The organism is Actinoplanes sp. NPDC026670 (genome assembly GCF_040638175.1).
GTDB lineage: Bacteria > Actinomycetota > Actinomycetes > Mycobacteriales > Micromonosporaceae > Actinoplanes.
Map to the genome: position 1 here is coordinate 104297 of NZ_JBEZXU010000013.1, position 24343 is coordinate 128639.

General features: G+C 69.6%; 21 protein-coding genes. 9 read left to right on the plus strand and 12 right to left on the minus strand.

What is annotated here, in order from left to right; translation table 11 throughout:
- The 3 genes from AB0E94_RS15280 to AB0E94_RS15290 all read right to left on the minus strand — a co-directional run bounded on the left by AB0E94_RS15280 (position 1) and on the right by AB0E94_RS15290 (position 4240).
- Positions 1 to 1944, minus strand: a complete 1944-nt coding sequence (locus AB0E94_RS15280; protein WP_360326508.1) for an ABC transporter permease subunit — start codon at positions 1942 to 1944, stop codon at positions 1 to 3.
- Complete coding sequence (locus AB0E94_RS15285) at positions 1941 to 3368, minus strand: extracellular solute-binding protein (RefSeq protein ID WP_360326510.1); 1428 nt, start codon at positions 3366 to 3368, stop codon at positions 1941 to 1943. Before AB0E94_RS15285 ends, AB0E94_RS15280 begins: the two co-directional genes overlap by 4 nt.
- A 107-nt stretch (positions 3369 to 3475) precedes the next feature.
- Positions 3476 to 4240 carry an IclR family transcriptional regulator gene (locus AB0E94_RS15290; RefSeq protein ID WP_360326512.1) on the minus strand — a complete coding sequence of 255 codons (765 nt, stop codon included), beginning with the start codon at positions 4238 to 4240 and terminating at the stop codon, positions 3476 to 3478.
- Between the two features lie 45 nt (positions 4241 to 4285).
- Here AB0E94_RS15290 and AB0E94_RS15295 point away from each other — a divergent pair, with 45 nt between their 5' ends.
- Genes AB0E94_RS15295 through AB0E94_RS15305 form a run of 3 tightly spaced genes read left to right on the plus strand, consistent with a single transcriptional unit; the run spans position 4286 to position 6874 of the window.
- Positions 4286 to 5116: a fumarylacetoacetate hydrolase family protein gene (locus tag AB0E94_RS15295; RefSeq protein ID WP_360326514.1), complete on the plus strand. Its 831-nt coding sequence runs from the start codon at positions 4286 to 4288 to the stop codon at positions 5114 to 5116.
- Positions 5109 to 5813, plus strand: a complete 705-nt coding sequence (locus tag AB0E94_RS15300) for a ThuA domain-containing protein (RefSeq protein WP_360326516.1) — start codon at positions 5109 to 5111, stop codon at positions 5811 to 5813. The genes AB0E94_RS15295 and AB0E94_RS15300 overlap by 8 nt, the downstream gene beginning before the upstream one ends.
- Entirely contained in the window at positions 5783 to 6874 is a 1092-nt protein-coding gene (locus AB0E94_RS15305; RefSeq protein WP_360326518.1) for a Gfo/Idh/MocA family oxidoreductase, read from the plus strand. Before AB0E94_RS15300 ends, AB0E94_RS15305 begins: the two co-directional genes overlap by 31 nt.
- On the opposite strand, the gene AB0E94_RS15310 is transcribed toward AB0E94_RS15305, so the two are convergent.
- The 5 genes from AB0E94_RS15310 to AB0E94_RS15330 all read right to left on the minus strand — a co-directional run bounded on the left by AB0E94_RS15310 (position 6871) and on the right by AB0E94_RS15330 (position 13815).
- Complete coding sequence (locus tag AB0E94_RS15310; protein WP_360326519.1) at positions 6871 to 8448, minus strand: CHASE3 domain-containing protein; 1578 nt, start codon at positions 8446 to 8448, stop codon at positions 6871 to 6873. The two genes, AB0E94_RS15305 and AB0E94_RS15310, sit on opposite strands and share 4 nt — an antisense overlap.
- Before the next feature lie 118 nt (positions 8449 to 8566).
- Positions 8567 to 10537, minus strand: coding sequence for a hypothetical protein (locus AB0E94_RS15315; protein WP_360326521.1), 1971 nt, complete (start codon positions 10535 to 10537; stop codon positions 8567 to 8569).
- A complete protein-coding gene (locus AB0E94_RS15320) occupies positions 10534 to 11565 on the minus strand; it encodes a 5'-methylthioadenosine/S-adenosylhomocysteine nucleosidase (RefSeq protein WP_360326523.1) in 1032 nt (343 codons plus the stop codon). Before AB0E94_RS15320 ends, AB0E94_RS15315 begins: the two co-directional genes overlap by 4 nt.
- Positions 11566 to 11808: 243 nt before the next feature.
- Positions 11809 to 12504: a response regulator transcription factor gene (locus tag AB0E94_RS15325; RefSeq protein WP_360326525.1), complete on the minus strand. Its 696-nt coding sequence runs from the start codon at positions 12502 to 12504 to the stop codon at positions 11809 to 11811.
- 117 nt (positions 12505 to 12621) lie between these two features.
- The gene (locus tag AB0E94_RS15330) at positions 12622 to 13815 is read right to left on the minus strand and encodes a sensor histidine kinase (RefSeq protein ID WP_360326526.1); all 1194 of its coding nucleotides are present in this window, start codon (positions 13813 to 13815) and stop codon (positions 12622 to 12624) included.
- A 111-nt stretch (positions 13816 to 13926) separates the two neighbouring features.
- On the opposite strand from AB0E94_RS15330, the gene AB0E94_RS15335 reads away from it, so the two are divergent.
- The 6 genes from AB0E94_RS15335 (at position 13927) to AB0E94_RS15360 (ending at position 19780) form a co-directional block, all read left to right on the plus strand.
- Complete coding sequence (locus tag AB0E94_RS15335) at positions 13927 to 14829, plus strand: ATP-binding cassette domain-containing protein (protein ID WP_360326528.1); 903 nt, start codon at positions 13927 to 13929, stop codon at positions 14827 to 14829.
- Complete coding sequence (locus AB0E94_RS15340) at positions 14829 to 15608, plus strand: ABC transporter permease (RefSeq protein WP_360326530.1); 780 nt, start codon at positions 14829 to 14831, stop codon at positions 15606 to 15608. The genes AB0E94_RS15335 and AB0E94_RS15340 overlap by 1 nt, the downstream gene beginning before the upstream one ends.
- Before the next feature lie 84 nt (positions 15609 to 15692).
- Positions 15693 to 16409, plus strand: a complete 717-nt coding sequence (locus tag AB0E94_RS15345) for a hypothetical protein (RefSeq protein WP_360326532.1) — start codon at positions 15693 to 15695, stop codon at positions 16407 to 16409.
- 298 nt (positions 16410 to 16707) lie between these two features.
- Positions 16708 to 17916, plus strand: coding sequence for a hypothetical protein (locus AB0E94_RS15350; protein ID WP_360326534.1), 1209 nt, complete (start codon positions 16708 to 16710; stop codon positions 17914 to 17916).
- Between the two features lie 12 nt (positions 17917 to 17928).
- Complete coding sequence (locus AB0E94_RS15355; RefSeq protein WP_360326535.1) at positions 17929 to 19572, plus strand: carbohydrate-binding protein; 1644 nt, start codon at positions 17929 to 17931, stop codon at positions 19570 to 19572.
- 88 nt (positions 19573 to 19660) lie between these two features.
- Positions 19661 to 19780 (plus strand): nitroreductase family protein, encoded by a 120-nt coding sequence (locus tag AB0E94_RS15360; RefSeq protein ID WP_360326537.1) that lies wholly within the window; start codon positions 19661 to 19663, stop codon positions 19778 to 19780.
- Positions 19781 to 19787: 7 nt separating this feature from the next.
- Here the strand turns inward: AB0E94_RS15360 and AB0E94_RS15365 are convergent, their stop codons facing one another.
- The 4 genes from AB0E94_RS15365 to AB0E94_RS15380 are packed head-to-tail and all read right to left on the minus strand — an operon-like array spanning position 19788 to position 24332.
- Positions 19788 to 21359: a glycoside hydrolase family 43 protein gene (locus AB0E94_RS15365; RefSeq protein ID WP_360326539.1), complete on the minus strand. Its 1572-nt coding sequence runs from the start codon at positions 21357 to 21359 to the stop codon at positions 19788 to 19790.
- A complete protein-coding gene (locus AB0E94_RS15370; RefSeq protein WP_360326541.1) occupies positions 21356 to 22174 on the minus strand; it encodes a carbohydrate ABC transporter permease in 819 nt (272 codons plus the stop codon). Before AB0E94_RS15370 ends, AB0E94_RS15365 begins: the two co-directional genes overlap by 4 nt.
- On the minus strand, positions 22174 to 23046 hold the full coding sequence (locus AB0E94_RS15375; RefSeq protein WP_360326543.1) for a sugar ABC transporter permease: 873 nt from the start codon (positions 23044 to 23046) through the stop codon (positions 22174 to 22176). The genes AB0E94_RS15370 and AB0E94_RS15375 overlap by 1 nt, the downstream gene beginning before the upstream one ends.
- Positions 23043 to 24332 carry an extracellular solute-binding protein gene (locus tag AB0E94_RS15380; RefSeq protein ID WP_360326544.1) on the minus strand — a complete coding sequence of 430 codons (1290 nt, stop codon included), beginning with the start codon at positions 24330 to 24332 and terminating at the stop codon, positions 23043 to 23045. The genes AB0E94_RS15375 and AB0E94_RS15380 overlap by 4 nt, the downstream gene beginning before the upstream one ends.
- Between the last annotated feature and the right edge of the window lie 11 nt (positions 24333 to 24343).

The following is a 24343-nucleotide window of genomic DNA, read 5'->3' on the forward strand; positions in this document are numbered from 1 at the left end:
TCATCCTTTGACCGCCCCGGCGGTGAGCCCTTCGGTGAGGAAGCGCTGGCCGAAGGCATACATGACCACGACCGGGATGCTGACCAGCAGTGACGCCGCGGCGAGCTGGCCCTGCGGGACGACGTCGCCGGCGATCATCGACTGCATCCCGACCGGCAGCGTCTTGTACTCGTCCTTGGTGATGAACACGAACGCGAAGAGGAACTCGTTCCACGCGTTGGTCAGCGTGAACAGCGCGACCGCCAGCAGACCCGGTTTGGCCAGCGGCAGCACCACCCGGCGGAACGCCTGGATCCGGGTGCTGCCGTCGACCAGTGCCGCCTCCTCCAGGTCGACCGGGATCGACGCGAAGTAGCCGGTCAGCAGCCAGGTGGCGAACGGCAGCGTGAACGTCGGGTAGGTCACCACCAGCGACCACAGCGAGTCGGTCAGCCGGGTCTCGATGAGCAGCTGGTAGAGCGGGATGAACAGCAGCGCGCCGGGCATCACGTAGGTGAGCAGCACCGTGACGGTGAACCCTTGCGCGCCGCGGAACCGCAGCCGGGCCAGCGCGTATCCGCCGAGGGCGGCGCAGAGCAGGGCCACCGCGGTGGACGCCGCCGACACCATGATCGTGTTGAGGTACCAGCGGCCGAACGGCTGGTTGGTGAACAGGCCGCTGAACTGCTCGAGCGTCCACGGGGTCGGCCACAGGTCGTTGTCGCGCATCACGACCTGGGTCTCCGACTTGAACGCGGTCACGAAGATCCAGTACATCGGGCCGAGCACGAAGGCCAGCAGCCCGGCCAGCGCGATCCACGTGCCGGTCCGGGACACGACCGCGGCGATCAGCAGGATCACCGCCAGGACCAGGGCCGCCTTCCAGAAGATCTCCGGGGACGCCCAGAGGAGCAGGCCGGTGACCAGCCCGGTGATCACCCAGGGCACGGCGCGGCGGGTCGGGCCGGTCCATCGCGGCGGCCGGTTGCCGGAGTCCTCCCGCAGCAGGCGGACCAGCAGGAACACCAGTCCGGCGATGATCGGCAGCATGACCAGGGTGACCGCCGCCCCGGCGCCGTACTGGAGCTGGAGGATCGCCTTCGAGTAGGCGACCAGCACGTACGGCGCGGTCACGTCGCCCGGGCCGCCCTGGGTGAGCAGCCAGATCAGGTCGAAGTTGTTGAACGTCCAGATCGACGACAGGGTCACCGTCACGGTGATCACGTGCCGTAGCCCGGGCAGGGTGACGTGCCGGAACTGCTGCCAGGTCGAGGCGCCGTCGATGGTCGCCGCCTCGTACAGGTCGGCCGGGATCGACTTGAGGCCGGCGAGGAAGCAGACGGTGAAGAACGGCACGCCCTTCCACACGTTGACCAGGATCACCGACGGCATGGCCAGCGACGGGTCGGACAGCCAGCCGGCCGGCCAGCTGTCGACCAGGTGCAGGCTCGCCAGCAGCGGGCCGATCCCGGAGGCGGTGAGCAGGTTGTTGACGCTGCCGAAGATCGGGTCGAGCAGCGCACGCCAGCTGAACGCGGTGACCACGGTCGGCACCACCCACGGCACCAGCAGCAACCCGATCAGCAGGGCCCGCCCGCGGCGCAGCCGGTGCAGCAGCAGAGCCGCGGACAGGCCCAGGACGACCTTGAACACCTCGGCGTACGCGGTGAAGACGAACGAGTTCACCACGCCGGTACGGAACTGCTTGTCGCCGACGAGCGCACGGTAGTTGTCCAGGCCGACGAAGACGGTGTCCGCGCCGTGCCGCACGGTGGTGCTGGTGATCATCGACTGGAGGATCGGGACCAGCACGAGCACACCCACCAGCAGGGCGGTCGGGGCGAGGAACAGCACCGCAAGCCGCCAGTCCCGGCCCAGCCGCCGCTGGACTCCGGTGAGTGAGCCGGGCCCCGGTGGTGACGTCCCCTTCACCACCGGGGCCGGCGTGGTGCGAGTCGAGCTCACTGTGGCAGCCCCTGCTGGGTGAAGATCTGCACCATCTTGGCGTGCGCGTCCTTGACCGCCTGCGCGGGCGCCGCACCCTGCACGACCTGCTGCATCATGTCGGTGAGCACGTAGGCGGCGACCACCGCCTGCTGGCCGGCGCTGGCCTTCTGCGGGAACGACAGGCCGTTCTTGGTGGGCAGTGGCAGCGGCTGCTGGGACATGTTGCGCAGCATCGGGAACGCCGGGTCGCCGCTCGCGAAGAACGGGTCGGCGTCCCACACCTTCGCCCAGGCCGGCATGGCCAGGCCGGGCGCCTCCTTGGCCACGCCGACCAGGGCCGGCGCGGTGATCAGGTACTGGGCGAGGAGTTTGGCCAGGGCGGCGTTCTTGGCGCCCTTGAAGACGACGAACCCCTGGGACTGGCCGAGCAGCAGCGATTTGTCGGTGGCCGGGCCGATGCAGTCGGAGAAGACGTGCGTGTTGCCGTACACCGGATTCTTCTTGGTCTTGGAGTCGGCGTAGACGCTGAAGCTGTTGCGGGTGTAGCCGAGCACGCCGGCCAGCCAGTTCTCGTTGTTGCTGGTGTCGGTCCAGCTGTCCACCCCGGGTGGGAGCATCGATTTGTACTTCGGATTGGTGTAGATGTCACCGAGGAAGGTGACCGCCTGGACCGTCTCCGGGGTGTCGAAGGTGACCTTGCGGCCGTCGTTGGAGGCGATCGCCCCGCCGTAGGAGTTGATCAGCGCCTCGATCATGCCGTTGCCGTCGCCGGAGCGGTTGACCGTCATGCCCCAGCCGAAGCGCCGTTTGCCCGGGTCGGAGATGGCCAGGCACAGGTCGCGCAGTTCCTCCCAGGTGTAGACGTCCTTCGGCGTGATGCCCTTCTCCGTCATCCAGTCCTTGCGCAGGAAGGATCCGATGCCGATGAAGTGGTACGGGATGGCGAACCACTTGCCGTCGAAGACGCAGAAGTTCTTGGCCTCGGCGCAGGGTTCGCCGTACTTCGCGGTCAGGGCCGTGACGATGTCGGTCACGTCCTCCAGGTCACCGAGCGCGTGGAACTGGGCGACGAACCGGGAGTCGGTCATGAACGCCAGGTCGCGGGCCACGCCGCCCTTGACCTCGGCGTCGATCTTGGCGACCACGTCCCCGGCGTCCGCCTGGACCAGGCTGTTCTCGATCGTGGTGCCGGTGGCCTCGGCGAATTTCTTGACCGAGGCGTCGAGGGCGTCGTTGGCCGCCGTCGAGTAGAGCTTCTGCGACAGCAGCCCCATCGCGGAGCCCTTCAGCGCCGCCGCCGCGTCGACCAGTTCCTTCGGCACATCGGCCACCTGCGCTTTCGGGGCCGAGCCGTCGTCCCCGCACGCGGCCAGTCCGGCCGCGCCGAGCACCCCTACGCCCATCCCCAGAAAGCCGCGCCGCGACCAGACCGGACTGTCCATCGCCACTCACCCCTTTGTTCGAAATCTCGAACGTGGTTCGATATACCGTATCGGGTGGACGCGACGCTAGGACAGACCCACAAGAGGTGTCAATGTTTCGAAGCGCGTTATCGGCGCTGATATCCCATCCGGGCCGACAGCGACGCCGCACCGGCGCGCGCCAGCTCGGTCCACCGCGGCTGGACCTGCGCCGTCCACCTGATGATCGGCGCGGAGACGCTCATCGCGGCGACGGCGGCGCCCGAGTGGTCCCGGACGGCCGCGGCGACACAGCGCATGGCGCTGTCCGATTCGCCCATGTCGACCGCGAGGCCCTCGGCCCGCACCCGGTCGAGCTCGGCGCGCAGCCGCTCCGGGTCGGTGATGCTGTCCGGCGTCATACCGGCCAGCGGGCCGGCGGCCAGCACGGCGTTCAGGCCCGCCCGGTCCAGGCCGGCGAGCAGGACCTTGCCGACCGCGGTGCAGTGCGCGGGCAGCCGCAGCCCCACCCCGGAGACCATCCGGACCGGATGCGTGCTGTCCACTTTGACCAGATAGACCACGTCGGCGCCGTCGAGCACGGCCACGTGCACCGCCTCGTCGCACTCGGCGGCCACGTCCCGCGCGACGCTCTGCGCCTCCCGGACCAGGTCGAGCCGCCCGGCGAAGGCCGAACCGAGCTGGAACAACGGCATCCCCAGCCGGTACCGCACCGGCTGCCCCGGGACGGCGACCAGATACGACCGCTCCACCAGGGTGACCAGCAGCTCGTGCACGGTGGTCCGGGGCAGGTCCAGCCGCTCGATCACCTCACGGGCCGACATATCGGGCCGGTCCAGGAACAGTTCGAGGATGTCGAGCGCGCGGATGACCGCCGGTACCACACGGGCCACGTCGAAGGTCCTTTCGATCTCCACCACAGATTAACGGAGGGTCACGTGCCGATCTCTCTCCACCACCTGCGGGACGGCTGGGCTGTGTGCCACGACGGCGCATGGGCCGAAATCGATCACACGCTCGCCGATCTGCTCGCCATGCCGGTGGACCGGGCGCGAGCCGCCGTCGAGGCCGCCTCCCGGGTCCGGTTCCGGCCCGGGCCCACCCTCCCGCCCCTCGACCGGCAGGAGGTCTGGGCGGCCGGGGTGACCTACCGGCGCAGCCGTGACGGGCGTCGGGAGGAGTCCGGGCACGGGTCGCTCTACGAACACGTCTACACGGGTGAACGGCCGGAAATCTTCTTCAAGGCCAGCCCGTGGCGGGTCGTCGGCGACGGCGAGGCGGTCGGGATCCGCGCCGACTCCGGCTGGGACGTGCCCGAAGCCGAGGTCGGCCTGGTCCTCAACGCGGCCGGCGAGGTGTTCGGCTACACCCTGGGCAACGACATGAGCAGCCGGTCGATCGAGGGCGAGAACCCGCTCTACCTGCCCCAGGCCAAGATCTACGATCGGGCCTGCGCGGTGGGCCCGGCGATCGTGCCGATCTGGTCGGCCGGCCCCGGCCCGTTCGACATCGGGCTGCGGGTGCTGCGCGACGGCCGGACCGCCTACGCCGCGACGACCTCCACCTCGGCGATGGCCCGCAGCTTCGAGGATCTGGCCGGCTGGCTGTTCCGCGCCCTGAGTTTCCCGGCCGGCGCGGTGCTGCTGACCGGCACCGGCATGGTGCCGGACGTGGATTTCTCGGTACGCCCCGGCGACACGGTCGAGATAACGTCGGCGGAACTCGGCACGTTGACCAACCCTGTCATCGAGGTGGGCGAAATTGGCTGAAGCTCTGGTGGTCCGCGGCGGCTGGGACGGTCACCGCCCCGTTGAAGCCACCGAACTCTTCCTCCCGTTCCTGAAACAGCACGGCTTCGGCATCACCGTCCACGACTCCCCTGAGATCTACGCCGACCCGGCGGTCATGTCCGAGACCGATCTCATCGTGCAGTGCGTGACCATGTCGTCGATCGGTCCGGAGGCACTGGCCGGGCTGCGGGCGGCGGTGGCCGCCGGCACCGGTTTCACCGGCTGGCACGGCGGCATCGCCGACTCCTTCCGCGCCTCGTCGGACTACCTGCAACTGGTCGGCGGACAGTTCGCCACCCACCCCGGCAAGGAACCCACCTGCCGGGCCGGCGACGAGACCGACAACTTCCTCACCCACACCGTGGAGATCACCGAGCTCGGTCGCGACCACCCGATCACCGCCGGGCTGACCGATTTCACCCTTACCACCGAGCAGTACTGGGTGCTGCACGACGACCTCGTCGACGTCCTCGCCACCACCACCCACCCGGTCCAGCCGTGGCATCCGTGGCACCGGCCGATCACCTCGCCGGCGATCTGGACCAGGCGGTGGGGCGCCGGCCGCATCGTCGTCACGACACCCGGGCACAGCCTCGACGTTCTGCGGAACGCGTCCGTCCGTACCGTCATCGAAAGGGGCATGCTGTGGGCGAGCCGCACCGCATCGGCATCGTAGGCGCCGGATGGATCTCCGGCGCCTACCTGGAAACCCTGCGTGACCATCCTGCGGTGACCATCGCGGCGGTCGCCGACCTCGACGCCGCGCGGGCGGCGAAGACCGCCGACGGCATCCCCGGCTGCCGCGCCCTGCCGGTCGGCGACCTGTTGAACGACGACAGCATCGCGACGATCCTCAACCTCACCGTCCCGGCCGCGCATGCTTCGATCGCGTCCGCCGCCGTTTCCAAAACCAGGCAGGTGTACGGGGAGAAGCCGCTCACCTCCGAGATGTCCACCGCGCGAACCCTGCTCGACCAGGCCGCATCACACGGTGTGACGATCGGGTGCGCCCCCGACACGGTCCTCGGCACCGGGGTGCAGACCGCCCGCGCAGCCGTCGACGCCGGCGTCATCGGGCGTCCACTGTCGGCGGTCGCGGTGATGGCCACACCCGGGCACGAACGGTGGCATCACCAGCCCGACTTCTACTACCGGCCCGGCGGTGGGCCGCTGCTGGACATGGGCCCGTACTACCTGACCGCGCTGGTCCACCTGCTCGGCCCGATCGAGGCCGTCACCGGCGCCGCCTCCCGCCTGCGCGGCTCCCGTGTGATCGGCGACGGGCCGCGCGCCGGCGAACGCATCCCGGTCGAGGTCGACACCCACGTGACAGGGGTGCTGCACCATGCGGGCGGCGCCCTGTCGACGATCACGACGAGTTTCGACGCGGTCCGGACGACGGCCGCCCCGATCGAGGTGCACGGCGAAACCGGAACCATCGAGGTCCCCGACCCCAACCACTTCAGCGGCGACGTACGCCTGTTCCCGCTGGACGGCGCCGGCTGGCAGACCCTTCCCCCGTCGGCCGGCTACGCCGACGCCTCCCGCGGCATCGGCCTGCTCGACATGCTGACGTCCGCTCAGCCACGGGCGAGCGGCGCGCTGGCCCTGCACGTGCTGGACGCCATGACGGCCCTGCTCGAATCGGCCACTTCCGGCCGCCGGATCACCCTGACCACCACCGTCGAACGCCCGGCCGCACTCCCCCTGATCCCGTCCGCCCAGTGGCGTCGCTAGTACTTGAACTGGCCGACCAGGCCATGGAGGGTTCCGCTCATCCGGGCGAGCTCGGCCACCGCCTGCTCCGAGGAGATGATCGCCGTCGAGGTCTCGGCCACCGCTGAGGAGACGGTGGACAGGCTGTTCGAGACTTCACGGCTGCTGGAGGACGCCTCGGTGACATTGCGGGACATCTCGGAGGTGGTCGCGGTCTGCTCCTCGACCGCCGACGCGATGGTGGTCTGGTAGTCGTTGACCCGGGCGACGATCTCCGTCACCCGGCTGATCGCCTCGCTCGTGGCGGACGCGCTGCGCTGGATGTCCATGACGCGCTTGCTGATGTCCTCGGTGGCCCGTGCGGTCTCCTGGGCGAGGTCCTTGACCTCGCTGGCGACCACGGCGAAACCCTTGCCGGACTCCCCGGCGCGGGCCGCCTCGATGGTGGCGTTGAGGGCGAGCAGGTTGGTCTGCTCGGCGATGGCGGTGATCAGGTTGACCACGTTGGTGATCTCGGCCGAGGACTGGCCGAGCGTCATGACGGTCCGGCTCGCCTCCTCCGCGACACGTACCGCCTCGACGCCGGCCTGACTGGCGTCGGACGTGCTGGTGGCGATCTCCCGGATCGAGGCGCCCATCTCCTCCGCCCCCGCGGCCACGGTGGCCAGGGCGCTGCTCATCGCCTCGGTGGACCCGGCGACACCGCCGACCTCGCGGGAGGTCTGCTCGGCGGAGCCGGCGATGTGCCGGGTACCGGCCGACAACTGTTCGCTCGCCGCGGCCAGGGAGGTCGCCTGCTCGCCGATCTGCGCGATGATGGCCGCCAGTTTCGCCACGAACCTGTTGAACGTCGCTCCGAGCGTGCCGAACTCGTCCCGCCGGGACTCGTCGACCCGGTTCGTCAGGTCGCCTTCGCCGTCGGCGATCTCCGCCAGCCGCCCGGTCAGCCGGGCCAGTGGCTGGAGGATGCTGCGGGCCAGCAGCCAGGCGAGGAGCACCACGAGAAGAGCGGCCACCAGGACACCGGCGATGACCGCCGTCCGGGAGGTGTCGGCAGTGTCCGCGGTCGAGGCCGCCCGCACCGTGAGCAGGCTGGACTCCGCCTGTCCCAGGTCGCTCAGCACGGTCCGGATCTCGTCCATGACCGCCTTGCCCTTGTTGGTCAGCACCACGTCCCGCGCAGCCGCGAACCCGGCGGTCCGGCGCAGCCCGATCGTCTCCGCCAGCTCGTCGAACTTGGCCTGCACCAGCGGCCGGAGCTGCCCGATGCGGTCCTGCTGCTGCGGATTGTCAGCGGTGAGTTTCGCGACGTCGTCGATCAGCCCGGTGACCGCTTCGGACGCCGCGGTGTACGGCGCGAGATACGTCTCCTCACCGGTGATCAGATAGCCGCGCTGGCCGGTCTCCGCGTCCTTGAGCGCCCCGGTGATCCGTTCCAGCCCCTCCAGCACCTGGTAGGTGTGCACCACCTGACCGCTGTTCGTCTCCAGCGTGCCGGTGTTCCGATAGGCCAGAGCACCGACGATGCACAGCACCACCAGTGGTACGGCGAACGCCGCTACCAGCCTCGGGGCGACGCGGTGGACCCAGCTCATGATCGAACACCTTTCCGGCCGTGCGCGGCCGGCAAGGCCCGAGATCATGATGTCGGCTCGTCCCCTCGGCCGGGCCGGAACGTCCGAAACCACCGCGGCCCACGAAGGTCGTCCGGCCTCAGCCGATGACATCCGTCGCACGCCGATACGCGGGGCCGTCCCACCAGCTCCGGCCCTCGGCCGCGACACCCTCCAGGACGAACAGGGTGTGCCGCAGTCCGCTGACGTCCTCGGCCGCGTCGGCGAGCACCTGCTTGTCCTCGCCGGCGCCCGGACGTCCGTACTCGGTCACGTCGACCTGGATGTCGGTGCCGTTGACGAGGAGCAGATGGAACTCACTCGCCTCGTCGTCACGCACCGACACGTGGACGGCGGCGACCGCGTCGTAGCGATAGTTGGTGCGTTCCCAGTGGCGGAACGTCGCCTTCTCGAAGTTCAGCTCGGTGGTGAGCTGGCGGACCCCGTCCGGGGTGAGCAGGAAGACCAGCATCTGGTACCGCTTGTACCGCCAGGGGCCGTTCGGCACCCGCGCCTTGCGACTGTTGCCGCCATGTGCCTCCAGCGAGGCGTACGCGTGGATGTCACTCCACTTCAGCCGGTATTTCCGGAGTGCCATGTCGAGCAGGAGCCGCCTGTCGCAGTCGAGCCACTGGGCCATCTCCATCTCCGCCGGCCGGTCCGCCAGCACCTGCTGCCAGCGCCGGTACTCGACCCCGTACCGGTCGAGCCGCAACTCCCGGTCGAAACCGGCGGCGCGGGCGAACTTCACCTCCGCCATGATCCGGATGCCGTGCACCACCAGCACCACACCGGCGAACGCGAACGCCAGAAGGGCGCCGAAGGTGAGAGCGGCCTCCGCCCGGAACGCGGACTGCGCCGCCCAGATCAGGCCGGCGGCTGAGACGACGATGCCGGTCAGGACGCCGAGCGGCAGACCGGCCGGCACAGTGCGGCGCGGATCGAGGGCCTCCCCGTTCAGCCATCGTCCCCGCAGATCCTTCACCTGGAACCGGATGAGCCACTCGATCTCGTCGGCGCCGATCCGCTGCTCGCGATAGGCCTCCACCAGATCGTCGCGGAGACGGCACAGCGGGACGTAGGCGCCGGACAGCCAGTCGGCCCGGTCCCGGTCGTCGGCGGGGGCGTTCCGCCGGAGATGCCGGAGGTACAGCTGATTCACCCGATCGGCGAAGCCACCCGGGCGCAGGGCGTTCCGGCTGGAACGGATCGTCCGGCGTTCCTGCTCGGCAGCCCGCAACCGGTCGCTGCGATAGCGCCATTCGACCCCGAGGGCCGCGGTTACCCCGGCCGCGACTGCCGCGACCGCCAGGGCGAGCAGAGCGGGGTCGTCGGATCGCCGCACCACCAGTGACGACAGGGTGCCCAGCGCCCCGATCGCGGACAGCACCGCGGCGGCGAGGAGCAGCCGTCCGAATGCTGTGACATCGGGCCCGGGCACCCGGCAGATCCTCGGCGGTCTCGGGTCGGGCTCGAAGAACTTCCAGGCCCGCGTCTCCCGGTTGCCGGCTTTCTGGCCGAGCCTCGCCTGCTCGACGTCCTGGTCCCACAGTTCGTCCTTGAGGGACCCCTGGATCAGCCGTTCCAGGTGCCGCCTGATCCCGGCGTTGATCTCCCGGGGGAGTCTGTCGAGATCCGCCTCGAGGCCGGTCGGCCCGGCTGGCTGACCGGCCCGCGCCCGGCCGGCCGACACCAGGCGGTCGATGACGGCGATCCCGGCCGACCATCTGTCCCGCGGCAACTCCATGATGCGTTTGAGCTCGGTCGACACCTGTTCCCGGTCCTCGGCTGACAGTTCCTCGTAGGTGCGCCCGCTGAAGAAGGCGAGAAGCCAGTAGAAGCAGACGTCGCCCGCGTCGGGATCTGCCGCGATCACCTCGTTGAGCAGCCGCCGGGCCGTCGTCGCCTGCCCGCATCCGAGGAACCGGCGGGCCGATTCGAACTTCTCCTCGGCCGACGCGTCCGGTGGCGGGAGGAGCAGGTAGTTGTGCACGCCGCCGTGAATGGTGCCGGCCACCGCGCCGTGGCTGCCGCCCTCGGTGTGGACCTTCGCGCCGGGCTCCTGGCTCACGGCCACCCCCGTTCGCCACGGTGGTGCGAGTTGCGCACTCCACCATGGATGATCCCGGCCACGGCGCCATGGCTGCCGCCGCTCACCTGGACGCGGATCGTGGATTCGTCCGCATCAGCCGCCGCTGTCTCCGCAGGCCGGTCACCCGCCAGCCTCGCCGCACCGGCCGTCGCTGCCTCCGCGGGCCGGTCACCCGCCAGCTCCGCCGCACCGGCCGCCGCTGTCTCCGCAGGCCGGTCACCCGCCAGCTCCGCCGCACCGGCCGCCGCTGTCTCCGCAGGCCGGTCACTGGCCAGATCCGCTGCCAGGGCGGTCGCGAAGACTGCGGCGTTCCGGGCCGCACGAGACTGCCAGTCAGCTCCGTCGGTCTGCGCTTTCGTGCCATCCGCGAGGTCACTGACACCGCGGATCACCGCACCTGCAATGCGGTTGAGCTGGCCGGCTTTCGCGACCCCGGCCGCCTCCATCTCGATGGCGACCGCGTCCTCGTAGTGCTTCCTGATCCAGCTCAGCGGGTCCGATGCCGGCGCGTCATGAAGGATCTCGCCCGAGGCGACCGGCCCGAAGTGCACTCGCGGCGCGTCCGGCGACACCCGTTCGGATCGGCGGCTCAACTGGTGGGCAGCCTGTTCGATGCCGTGGTCGATGTCCCAGACCCGGGGCCGGGAGACGAGACCACCGGCCCGGGCCGCGGCGCCGTGGTAGGCGTAGACGTGCGTGGCCACGACGACGTCGCCCAGGTTCACCTTCGGCTTCAGCCGGCCGGCCACTCCGACGAGGAGAACTGCCGCGGGCTTGAAGAAGTTGACGGCCCGCTCGGTGATCACCGCCGAGGAGTGGTTGCCCATGCCGGTGAGGACGAGGATCGCGTCACCGGCCCCTCCGGGCAGTGCGCCGATCTCGAACCTCGTGCCCGACACCGACGGGCTCCGCCTGATGTCGCTGAGCTGATCGCGAACGGCCTCGTACTCCAGATCGAGAGCGGTGAGGAAGAGGACCGGCGACGACTTCCATCGAAGTTCGTTCATGCGCCGACGGTAACTTGATGTCAGATGCACAGTAAGTGCGCGCGGGCCCGATCGGGACACCGCGGGCATTCCGACACTTCAGCCAAGTTTACGTCAATCAGACATTAAGAGTGAGGTCACGAGCGCACTGCTCGCCGGTCCATGTGGCGACGCCGGCTACCCCGCGCAGACGTTTGCCCGCCGCGATCTTGTAGATTTCCGCGAGACAGGGGTGTGCCCGAATTCAACAAGATCGTGGGTAGGTCACCTCAGGTCTCGACGGCCGCGGACGGTGACCAGCCCCGACTCGTAGGCGGCGATCACCAGCTGGGCGCGGTCGCGGGCGGCCAGCTTGTGCAGCAGGCGCCCGATGTGCGTCTTCACAGTGCCGACGCCCAGGTACAGATGCTCGGCGATCTCGGTGTTGGATAGGCCAGCGGCGATCAGGGACAGCACCTCGCGTTCCCGGTCGGTGATCGTTTCGAGGCCGGACGGCACACCAGAGGAGGACCTTCCGGTGAAAGCGTCGATCAACCGGCGGGTGGCCCGTGGCGCGAGCAGCGCCTCGCCCGCGGCCACCAGCCGGACGCCGCTGAGCAGCTCGGCGGCGGTGGCGTCCTTCACCAGGAAGCCGCTGGCGCCGGCCTGAAGCGCGGCATACACATACTCGTCGAGGTCGAAGGTGGTCAGGATGAGCACCCGCACGGCGGCGGTGTCCGGGTCGGCGCAGATCTGCCGGGTCGCCTCGATGCCGTCCATCTCGGGCATCCGCACGTCCATCAGGATCACGTCGGGTTGCAGGCGCCGGGCCTCGCGAACGGCCTCGGCGCCGGTGCCGGCCTCACCGACCGTGGTGAGTCCCGGCGAGGCGTCGAGCAGCGCCCGGAAACTCTCCCGCATCAGCGGATGATCGTCGGCGAGCAGCACTCTGATGTCCGGCGCGGGCTGGGCGTCGGTCACGCGTCCTCCTCAGCTGATAGGTCGGGAATGACCGCGATCACGCGTCCTCCTCGGTCGGTGTAGGGAATGACGGCGGTCACGGGCCCTCCTCGGCTGATACCTCGGAAATGACCGCGATCATGCGTCCTCCTCGGTCGGTGTGTAGGGGATGACGGCGGTCACCCGGAACCCGCCTTCCGGATCGGCGCCGGTGGCGAGCCGGCCGCCGTACATCGAAACACGTTCGCGCATACCGATCAGCCCCTGGCCGGTGCGCCGCCGGCGGGACGGCGCCTGCCCCTGCCCGTCATCGGTCACCTCGATGTGGACCTCACCTCTGTGAGACCGCACCGCGACCCGGCAGCGGCTCGCGCCGGAGTGTTTGACCACATTGGTCAGAGACTCCTGAACGATGCGGTAGACGGTGAGCCCGACCGCCGTCGGCAGACCCCCGGCAAGATCAAGGTCAAGATCGATCTGGAGCGCGGCGGACCGCATCCGCTCCACGAGCTCAGGAAGGTCGGCGGCACCTGGCGCGGGAGTGAGGCCGGCTGGCTCGCCGTCGTCGCGCAGCACGTCGAGCAGCCGCCGGATCTCGGTGAGCGCCGATCGGCTGGTCTTCTCGATCGTCTGCAACGCGGCCCTCGTCTCGGCGGGTCTCTCCTCGGCCAGGTGGTTGGCGACGGTCGCCTTCACCGTGATCAGGCTCAGGCTGTGCCCGACGATGTCGTGCAGCTCGCGGGCGATCCGGAGCCTCTCGTCGGCGACCGCGTCCCGAGCCATCCGCAAGGCCTCCTCGGTCTGCAGCGTGCGCCGCCACAGGACGAGCCGGCCGGCGGCCCACGCGAGGGCGATGACGACGACGGCGATGCCGGTCTCCACCTGCCACCACAGTGGCGCCTCGCTCTGTGGGGCGGAAGCGGGTGTGACCCCGGTGCGCAGGTAGAGCCATGGAATCGTCACGGCGGGCGCGGCGAGCCCGGCCGCCAGCAGGAGCAGCGCCGGGGACCAGGCGGTCACCGCAGCCGCGCTGTAGGCCGCAACCGCGACCGGCATCCAGACCAGGAAGATGACGCCGAAGCCGACGACACCGGTGGCGGTGGCGATCGCGGCGACGGTGGTCACGACCGCGAACACCGGCGCCGGCCAGCGACGCCGCAGCACGAGAGGCAGCCCGGCCGCAGCGCCGGCCAGCCACACCAGCGCGACTGGCCCGCCATACGCCGGGCCCGGCGGGTCGAGGGCCGCGGCGATGATCTGATAGGTCAGCACCACGACGGCAGCCGCGTCGACAAGCCTGCCGCGAACCTCGGAGTGCTGGATCCGTTTCACGCGCCCAAGCTATCCAGGTGCGGCCCGGCAGCGCGTCTGACCCAGGTCATACCCGAGGTTCCGACCTCGGTCAGACTCGCGCACCCTTCCCCGGCCGACACCATGGGACGCATGATCGAGCTACGGGAGCTGACCAAGCGATATGGACCGACGACGGCTGTCGACGGGTTGTCCTTCGAGGTCCGCCCGGGTGCGGTGACCGGATTCCTCGGGCCCAACGGCGCGGGCAAGTCCACCACGATGCGGATGATGCTCGGCCTGCACCGGCCCACCTCCGGCGAGGCCCTGATCAACGGGCGGCGCTACGACCGGATCCGGCGGCCGCTGCACGAGGTCGGCGCGGTCCTCGACGCGGACGCCGCCCACCCGGGCCGCAGCGCCTTCACCCACCTGGCCTGCCTGGCCCGCAGCAACGGCATCGGCCGCGACCGGGTGTGCGCCGTGCTCCAGCAGGTCGGCCTCGAGAGCGTGGCCCGCAAGCGGGTCGGCGGGTTCTCGCTCGGCATGCGCCAGCGGCTCGGCATCGCCGGCGCCCTGCTCGGCGATCCGGCGGTGGTCCTGCTCGACGAGCCGGTCAACGGTCTCGACGCGGCCGGGATCAGGTGGATCCGGTCGACGCTGCGGTCGCTGGCCGCGGAGGGCCGCACGGTGCTGCTGTCCAGCCACCTGATGAGCGAGATGGCGCTCACCGTCGACCGGGTCCTGATCATCGGCAGGGGCCGGCTGATCGAGGACACGTCGGTGACCGAGATGCGGGCCCGGTTCGAGCGAGACGTCCTGGTCCGCACGCCGCGCCCGGCCGAGCTCACCGGAGTCCTGGCCCGGCTCGGCGCCACGGTCAGCGCGACGACTGACGGCGATCTGGTCGCGGTGGGTGTGGACGCTCCGGCGATCGGTGACGCCGCCGCGGCCGCCGCGATCCCGATCCACGCGCTGACCCCGCGCAGCGCCACCCTCGAAGACGTCTACCTCCAGATGACCAGCTCAGCCACCGAGTACAAGGAGCAGAACTGATGGATCGCACCTGGCCCGACGCGGTGGCCGCCGAGTGGATGAAGGTGCGCAGCCTCCGGTCGACGTGGGCGTTCCTGGCCGGCGGGACTGCCGCCACCGGGCTGGGCGCGCTGATCCTGTTCATGCTGGTGAGCGCGTATGACGCGGCCACCCCGGCTGATCGGGCCAACTTCGAGACCGCCGATCCGACCGTGGTGACCATGCCGTTCGTGATGTTCTTCGTCGGCGCGATCGGCGCCATGCTGGTCACCAGTGAGTTCGCCACCCGTTCGATCGGCCCGGCGATGCTCGCGGTGCCGCAGCGCCGCCTGCTGCTGGGCGCCAAGGCGACGGTCGCGGGGCTCGTCGGGCTGGGCTGCGGCGCGCTGTTCGCCCTGCTCGCGTTCGCCGACGCGCGGCTGCTGCTCGGTGACCGGCCGAAACCGATCAACCCATGGCCACAGTGGATCGATGCGATTCCGACGGTGCTCAGCGCGACCCTGATCGTCACGGTCACCTGCCTGGTGGCGATGGGGGTGGGTGCTGTCGTCCGGTCCACTGCCGCGGCCCTGACCGTCATCGGCGCGCTCGTCCTGGTGGCGCCGATCTTCGCCCACTTCCTGCCGACGGTGTGGCAGTTGCGGCTCGCCTCGGTCCTGCTGCCCAACCTGACCCCGCAACTGGCCGGCGGCAACCATCCGTACCTGCTCTCGCAGGGCGGCGCCGCTGCGGTGACGGCCGGCTATGTGCTGCTGGCACTGACGGCGGGCGCGATCAGCTTCGCCCGCCGCGACGCCTGATCGTCCGGGGCATCCGGGCCGGGGCGTGTCCCGGTAGGGTGACCCGGCTCCGGGCACCGGGGCCGTTTTCACGGGGAGGACGTCATGGCCAAACGGCGAGCGGGTCGACAATCGTGGTTCATCCTGGTGGCGGGGCTGGTGATGCTGGTCTCCGGCGGCCTGTGGCTGCTCAGCGACTCGGTCGACTGCGGCGGCAGCGAGATGAGCGCGGGTGACGAGTGCGTCACCTACTCCGACGGCGACAGCACGACTCTGGACCTGGCGGGTCAGCGCCGCGCCAACCAGTTCAAGGGTGGCGCCCTGGCCGGCCTGGGCCTGCTGCTGACGGTCACCGGCGGGTTTCTGGTCCGCAGCGACCGCGGCACCGACCCGGCGGCTCCGCTCGACGACCGGATCGCACTTGGCCGCCGGGACGGGTGGAGCTTCACCGAGGTCGACACCGAACTGCTGGAGACATGGCGCCATCAGGTCCATTTCAGCTCCAGCCCGGCAGCCTGGTCGGTGCTCGGGGGCACGCTTGACGGCGTGCGGTTCGTCATCTTCGACTACCGCTTGGGCGGCAACCCCCGTACCGCGTGGATGGTCTTTCCGAGTAGGCCGTCGCCGGAGTTCCGGAAATGGGCGCTGGCCCAGGGAATCATCGGCCGCGGGGCGCTCAACACGGTCGAGAAGGACGAGCGCGCTCTAATCGGCACCGGCCGGCTGTTCCGGTCCCGCAAGCCCGATCGCGTCCTGGACCCGATCATCCGCCTGGCCGCCTTGATCCGCCGCTACGAACAGGAGACCACCTCCCACCCTTGATCCACGGCCCGGCCGGTCACAGCGAGAGCCCGAGACCCGCGGGCCAGCCGGTTACAGCGACCGCCCGGGGAACACGCGACCCGGCCGGTAACGGCTACCGCCCGGAGACCCGCGACCCGGCCGGTAACGGCTACCGCCCGGAGACCCACGGGCCGGGCGGTAGCGGCGACAGCCCGGGATCTGCGGGCCGGGCGGGCATGGCGAGAGCCCCAGGGACCGGGGTTGGGCGGTGCTGGTAAATGAACGGGATGTTTCGAAAACACTTCGAAGTTCATCTACCCGTTCGTACGGTACCGGCATGTCTCGCAACTCACTCGCCGGTCTCGCCGCCGCCGGCGTCCTGGTAGCGGCCCTCGTCGGTGGGCAATCGCCGGCCGGGGCCGCGACGTTCGCCCCCACGGACGGCCGGCTGTTGTTCATCGGGCAGTCCACGAGAACCGCGTGGGACGACTACACGTCCTTCGCCGCCGCGCCCAGTGGCGGCTCCGTCTACTACGAGGTGAAGTCCGGTACCTGGGTCAACTCCGGACACCGTGACTACGCCACCTTCCTCGCCCAGCAGGGCAAGGCGATCCAGATCGGCGTCTCCTGGAAGGACAACCCGCCCGGCTGGACCGGCGGCGACGAACAGGCCAAAGCGGCCCGCTCCCGGCAGGTCACCGCGGAGCTCGCGGCCGGACAGCACACCGACCGGTTCAACCAGCTGACCGACTTCGTCAACGCGTACCCGCGGGCGAGGTTCTTCCTGCGTCTCGACTACGAGGTGTCCGGCTTCTACCACTGCACGACGGCGTCCTGCGACTCGTACAAGCAGGCGTTCGCCAGGCTCAAGGCGCTGATCGACAGCCGTAAGCGGCAGGACAACGTCACCTACGTGTTCCACCCGGTACGCGGCGAGTACGAGCAGATGTACCCGGGCGACGCGGTCACCGACTGGATCGGCGTCTCGGTCTTCGCCCACGAGTTGTGCCTGCCGATCCACGACAACGGCTACCTGTACAACGGCACTCCGCCGCAGAACTACGACGTCGCCGCGCTGCAGTGCCGTAACGCGTACATCGGCACCGACAGCTGGGGCAACCCGGCCGCCGTGTGGAAGAACTGGGATTACGACGGCAACGTCCTGAAGATGATGAAGTTCGCCAAGGACCACGGCAAGCCGATGATCGTGTCGGAGTCCGGGCTGATGAACTTCACCGCCGACACCGACACCCGCGGTCTGGAACCAGCACGCGGCGACCTGTGGGTGAAACGGCTCTTCGGCCTGACGAACTACTCCGGGCCCATCCCCAACACGTCCGGCAGCCACGACCTCAGCCAGGTGATCAAGGCCGTCACCTACATAAACCTCGATTTCCGGTACGGCTGGGACGGCATCCCGGACGGCAGCTTCGACTTCCCCGTCAACTCGACCTGGTTCGCCGACGGCCGGTTGTCGCAGTACCAGGCCGCCCGCTCGTCGTTCTGCGCCGGCCTGACGGCTCAACGGTTCGTCACAACCTGTTAGGAGAAATGCAGAGTGTTCCGCAGAGTTCTGGCCGCCGCGGCCGCCGTACCCATGCTGGCTTGGGGTTTTGCACCGGCCGCGGAAGCGGCGATTCCGCCGGGGAGGATCACTTTCTTCGCCGGGCAGACCACCCCCGACCTGACCGCCTTCAAGCAGCAGGTCCTCGACCGTGACGCGGCGTTCCCGCGTCCGGGCGGCGTCACCCTCTACACCAACATCTCGCCGAACGCCTGTAACGGCCTGACCGTCACCTGCAACCTCAACGGCAACGTGTTCAATTTCAGCCAGACGCTGGCCGAGTATCCGGGCGCGGCCGTCGCGGTCGGTCTCTACCTGGCCGACAACCCGGGCTGCGCCAACCAGCCGCTGCGGGCGATCATCGGCCGCAACGACGCCGACATCGCCGGTCAGCTCGGTCAGCAGTACCGGCAGAACCTGGACAACCTGATCAGCTGGTTGAAGAACACCGGGCGGCAGGTGTATCTGCGGGTCGGCTACGAGTTCGACGGGCCGTGGAACTGCTACAACACCGACTTCTTCAAGGCGGCGTTCCGGGTGGTGAAGCAGCGCATCACCACCCTGGGCGCCACGAACGTGAAGACGGTGTGGCAGACGGCCAGCTACGTCAAGGACGGACCGGCCGAATACCGGTTCGACTTCAGTAACCCCAGCCATCTGGCCGACTGGTATCCGGGTGACGACGTGGTCGACTACGTCGGGATGAGCACCTTCTACTGGGATGCCACCTACCGGCGGCACCAGTGGGCCTGCGACACCCCGACCAGCACGCCGACCGTGCTCTACGACCGGGTGCTGAACTTCGCGCGGGCCCATGCGAAGCCGGCCGTGATCTCCGAGTCGGCACCGCAGGCGTACCGGACCGCCCAGCTCGACGCGTCCTGCGTGAACCGCAACAACCGGGTCTCCCTCGGCGGCGACTGGACTGCGGTCAGCAGCTGGTACGACCAGTTCTTCGCCTACGTCAACCGCAACACCGACGTGCTGCGCGGTGTCTCCTACATCAACAGCGACTGGGAGGCGATCGCCCAGTTCAGCTGTCCGCCGGGGGCCTCGGCGGGCGCGCCGGACTGCACCGACGGCTATTGGGGCAACAGCCGGGTCCAGGACAACGCGAACATCCTGGGCGCGTTCAAGCGGGAGCTGCAGAATTCGGTCTTCGTGAACGGCACGCTCTCCGGCCGCGGCGCGAACTGGGGCGGAGGCACGACACCCACCACGCCACCGACGACACCGCCGTCGGGTAACCGGGACGCCTTCGCCACGATCGAGGCGGAGTCGCGGGACGGCCACAGCGGCACGACTGTCACGTCCGGGCGGCTCAGCTCGCTCAACAACGGTGACTGGGCCCGCTACGACGGTGTCGCGTTCGGCGGGCGCACCCCCGGCCAGGTGGTGTTCCGTTACTCCTCGAACCGGCCCACCAACCAGGCGTTCACCCTCGAGTTTCACGCCGGCTCCGCCTCCGGTCCGGTGATCGCGGCGCCTGGCCTGCTCGGCACCGGCTCGGTGACCAGCTTCCGGGAGATCGCCTTCAACGTGAGCAATCTGCCGGCCGGCGTCACCTCGATCACCGTCGTGCCCCGGGCCAACGACGCCGCCGACGTCCTCGACCTCGACTGGTTCCGCTTCGCCTGATCCGCACGGCCCATCGGCCGGATGCCTCCGCGGGGCATCCGGCCGATCCCGTTCTGTCACCCTGATCCGGGGGAAGGGGCCGAGGAGCATGGATGTGTACGAGGCAGTCGACAGCCGCCGGGCGGTTCTCGACCGTGTGCTGGCCGCGGCGACCCGGGCGCCGTCGAGCGGCAACCTCCAGCCGTGGCATCTCTATGTACGGAGGTGACCGGCTGTCACGGATGGGGTTTGCAGGTGGCGGCCGTGAAGGTGGCGGTGAGCCCGCCGCCGGTGTGGTCCTGCGCCCACAGTCCGAAGAACGCCCCGGTGAACCCCCAGACGCGTGGCACTCCGGCGTCGTCCTCCCGGGCGTGCTCGTCGGAGAGGATGCTCGCGTCGAACGGCCCCCACTCGACGTCGCCGTAGGAGGCGCGCAGCACCCCGCCGTCGAGTTCGAGGCGCAGCCGGGCCACCCCGTCCACCGGGACCGCCGGTCCGTGCACGCCGAGCCGCCCCCGCTCGCAGGACAGCACGTCCACTGCCGGCCCGTGCTCCTCGTCCCAGCCGATCCGCAGCAGGTACCAGTTCCGGCTGTTGTAGTAGGCGGTGATCCCGGCCATCTGCTGGTAGGTCGACGGCGCGAACGCGACGGTGGCCTCGAAGGTCACCCCGGTGTGCTGGATCCGCCGCGCGACCAGGCTCTCCCCGGACTGTGCGCCTGGTGACCGGCCGCCGCGCACGCGCAGGCTGCCGCCGCCTGCGGTCAGCCAGTCCGCGGTGGCCGGCCGGCGCAGCGTGCTCCAGTGCGGCCCGAGTGAGGTGGTGGCGAAGTCGTCGGTCTCCGGTTCGCCGGGCCACGGGTGGGCGGGCAGGTCCGGTCCGTCGACGACCTCGTGCGGCACCCCACCGTCGATGCGCGGCCATCCGTCGCCGGTCCAGGTGACCCGCTGGATGGCGGTCTCCCGCCCGAGGATGCAGCGGCCGCGCGGGCTGAGCGGCCGCCCGGTCAGGTGGGCGAGGAACCATTCGCCGGCCGGAGTCTCGACGAGGCTGCCGTGCCCGGCTTTCTGCAGCGTCAGGTCGGGCCGGTGCGCCGAGGTGAGCAGCGGGGTGCCGGGGTCGGTCACGTAGGGTCCGAGCAGGTCCCGCGACCGGGCGACGGTGACCTGGTGGAACCATTCGGTGCCGCCTTCGGCGGTGATCAGGTAGTACCAGCCGTCCCGGCGGTACAGGTGCGGGCCCTCGGTCATTCCGGCGGCGGTTCCCGCGTACAGGTCGATGGGCTCGCCGACGAGACGGCGCGCGGCCCGGTCGTACTCCTGGATGATGATGCCGCCGGCCCAGGGCCGGCCCGGCCGCCAGTCGGTCCGGTTGGAGAGCAGCCAGCTGCGCCCGTCGTCGTCGTGGAACAGCGACGGGTCGAAACCGCGGGCGTGCAGTGGCGCCGGATCCGACCACGGCCCGTCGATCGATGTCGCGGTGACGACGTGGTTCGGGGTGTCCCAGAACCCGCCGGCGTAGGCCTTCACATCGGTGTAGACCAGGTAGAACGTGCCGTCGGCCCAGGATAGGCCGGGCGCCCAGACCCCGCCTGAGTCCGGGTTGCCGGTCATGTCGAGCTGCCCGGTCAGCGCCCCGCCGACCGGCCGCCAGTGGGCCAGGTCCTTCGAGTGGTGCAGGCGCACACCCGGGTACCACTCGAAGGTCGACGTGGCGAGGTAGTAGTCGTCGCCGACACGCAGGATCGACGGGTCCGGATGGAACCCGGGCAGCACGGGATTGTGGATGGTGGCCACGTCGTTCCTCACTTGCTGAAGCCGGCGGCGAGCCCGCTGAGCAGGTGCCGGCGGCCGAACAGATACAGGGCGAGCACCGGCAGCGCGGACAGCACGACCGCGGCCATCAGTCCGGGCACGTTGGTGCCGTACTGGCTCTGGAAGTTCCACAGGCCCAGGGTCAGGACCCGCTGGTCGTCGCTCTGGGTGAGCACGAGCGGGAAAAGGAAACCGTTCCACGCGCTGAGCCCGACGAAGATGCCGACGCTGACCAGGCCGGGCCGGGCCAGCGGCAGCACCAGCTGACCGAAGATCCGGCGGGCGGTGCCGCCGTCCACCGTCATCGCCTCGTACAGTTCGCCCGGGATGTCGCGCAGGGTGCTGGTCAGGACCACGATGGCGATCGGCAGCGCGAAGGCGGCGGTCGGCAGGACGACGGCGGCGAGGCTGTCGTACATCTCCAGGCGGGTGATGATCAGGTAGATCGGCACGATCACGGCCTGGGCCGGAACGGCCAGGCCGAGCAGGAAGACGTTGAAGGTCGCCCGGAGCGTCCGGCTGGGGTTGCGGACGATGGCGTACGCCGCCGGCAGCGCGACCATCAGCACGAGCAGCACTGTTCCGGCGGTGACGAGCAGGCTGTTGAGCAGATAGGTGGGGAAGCCGAGGTCCCACAGCGAGAGGAAGTTGTCGAAGGTGGGGTCCCGGGGCAGGTCGAGCGGGCCCTGTTCGAGGTAGGCGTCCTGGCTGCGGAAGCCGGTGACGACCACGAAGTAGATGGGCACGGCAACGATGACCAGCCAGATCGCGGACGCGACTCCGGCCGGCACGTTCCAGCGGTGTCGCATCAGGCTCCTTCCCGGTCGCTGGCCATCCGGTGGTAACCGGTGGAGCGGACGACGACGATCGACAGGGTGGCTCCGGCGACGACCAACAGGACCGCGAGCGCGCTGGCGTAGCCCATGTCGAATCCGACGAAGCCCTTGGCGTACATGTGCAGTGGCAGGACGCGGGTGGCGGTGCCCGGGCCGCCGTTGGTCATCAGCAGGATCGTCTCGAAGTAGGTGAACGAGCCGACCAGCATCAGCACCGACGAGGCGATGATCGTGTTGCGCAGTTGCGGCAGGGTGATGGCGAAGAACTGCCGCACCCCCGTCGCGCCGTCGATCGAGGCCGCCTCGTACAGCGACGCTGGGATCTGCCGGGTCGCCGACTGGTAGAGCAGGGTGTGGAACGGTATGAACTGCCAGGCGATGACGAATGCGATGACGTACAGTGCGCGGTCCGGGTCGCCGAGGAGGTTGCCGTCGCCGAACTTCGACGCCAGGCCGAAGTTGGGGTCGAGCAGGGAGACGAAGGTCAGCGAGATCGCCGCGGTGGACAGCAGCAGCGGCAGGAAGAACAGCGTGGACAGGACTGCGCGGTTGCGTTGCGGCCCGGCGGCCCAGACGCCGATGAGCAGCGCCAGCGGTGTCTGGAACAGCCAGGAGATGACGGTCAGGGTCAGGGTGATGGTGAATCCGTTGCCCAGTTCCGGGTCGTCCGCCATGGCTGCCCAGTTGTCGGCGCCGAGCCACACCGGGTCGCCGAGGCCGTTCCACGATGTGAAGCTGAGGTACACGACGCCGATGACCGGCAGGATCGCGAAGGCGACGAAGAAGACCACCGCGGGAGCGGCCCAGACGGGTCCGGGCCGCTCCCTTCGCGCTACGGCGATCACTTGACCGATGCCATGTCGGCCGCGAAGTCGGCCGGGCTGATCTTGTCGAGGAACAGTTTCTGCAGGTTGGTGAGCAGCCGCTCGCTGATCGACGGGCTGAGCGCCTGGTCCCAGGACTGGGTGAAGCTGGGCGCCTGGGCGACCAGGTCGTAGGTGAAGGTGGTGAACTCGGAGTTCGGCCGGGCTTTCAGGGTCTCCTCGATGCCTTTGACCGCGGGCACCTGTCCGGCGTCGATCAGCCCGTTGATGTACGCGTCCGAGGTCAGCGTCTTGGCCAGGAAGTCGGTCGCCACGTCCTTGTTTTTGGAGGCGGCGTTCACCGAGTAGTAGTTGCTCGGGTTGCCGACCACCGACTTCGGGTCACCGGCGCCGCCCTCGTAGGCGGGGAAGGCGACGTAGCCGAGCTTGCCGTCGGTGATGAACTTCGGGTTGGCGTCCTTCTGCACCGAGTAGTCCCAGGTGCCCATCAGGTGCATGGCCGCCTTGCCGGTGGCGAACAGCTTCGAGGCGCCCTGGTTGTCGTAGTTGACCGAGGCGAAGTTGGTGCCGAACGCGCCCCGGCCCACCAGGTTCTGGATCTCCTCGAGGCTCTTGACGACGGCCGGGTCCTGCCACGCGCCCGGGGCGCCGTCCACGATGGCCTGGAACTTCGCGGCGCCGCCGATCCGGTCGAGGAGGTACTCCAGCCACATCAGCTCGGTCCAGCCCTGCGAGCCGGCGAGCGCGATCGGGGTGACGCCCCTGGCCTTGAACGTGTCGATCAAGGACAGCAGTTCGGTGTACGTGGTGGGCGGCTGGACACCGGCGGCGGCGAACACGTCCTTGTTGACGAACAGGACGACCGGGAGCACTCCGATCATCGGCAGGCCGTACTGCTTTCCGCCGATCCGGCCGACGTCCATGACGCTGGGCAGGAACTTCGCGCCGAGGTCGGGGTTCTTCGCGATCAGGTCGTCGAGTGGCTCGGCCTGTCCGGCCGTGACGAACTGGGCGAGGTTGCCGCCGCCCCAGTTGAAGAAGACGTCCGGGGCCTGTGGAGAGCCCATGGCGACCTGGAGCTTCTGCTTGTAGGCGTCGTTGACGTACGTGGTGAGCTCGACGTTCGCACCGGTGGCGGCGTTGAAGGACTGGATGCCGGCGGTGGCGATCGGGTTGACCGCGGCGTCCTCCAGCGCCCAGACCTGGACCTTGCCGGCGTCTCCGGACGCGGTGCCAGGGCCTGAGTTGCCGCACGCGGCGGTCAGAGCCACGGCGGTGACCGCGACGAGCAGGTTTCTGCGCTTCATCTACGAAAACT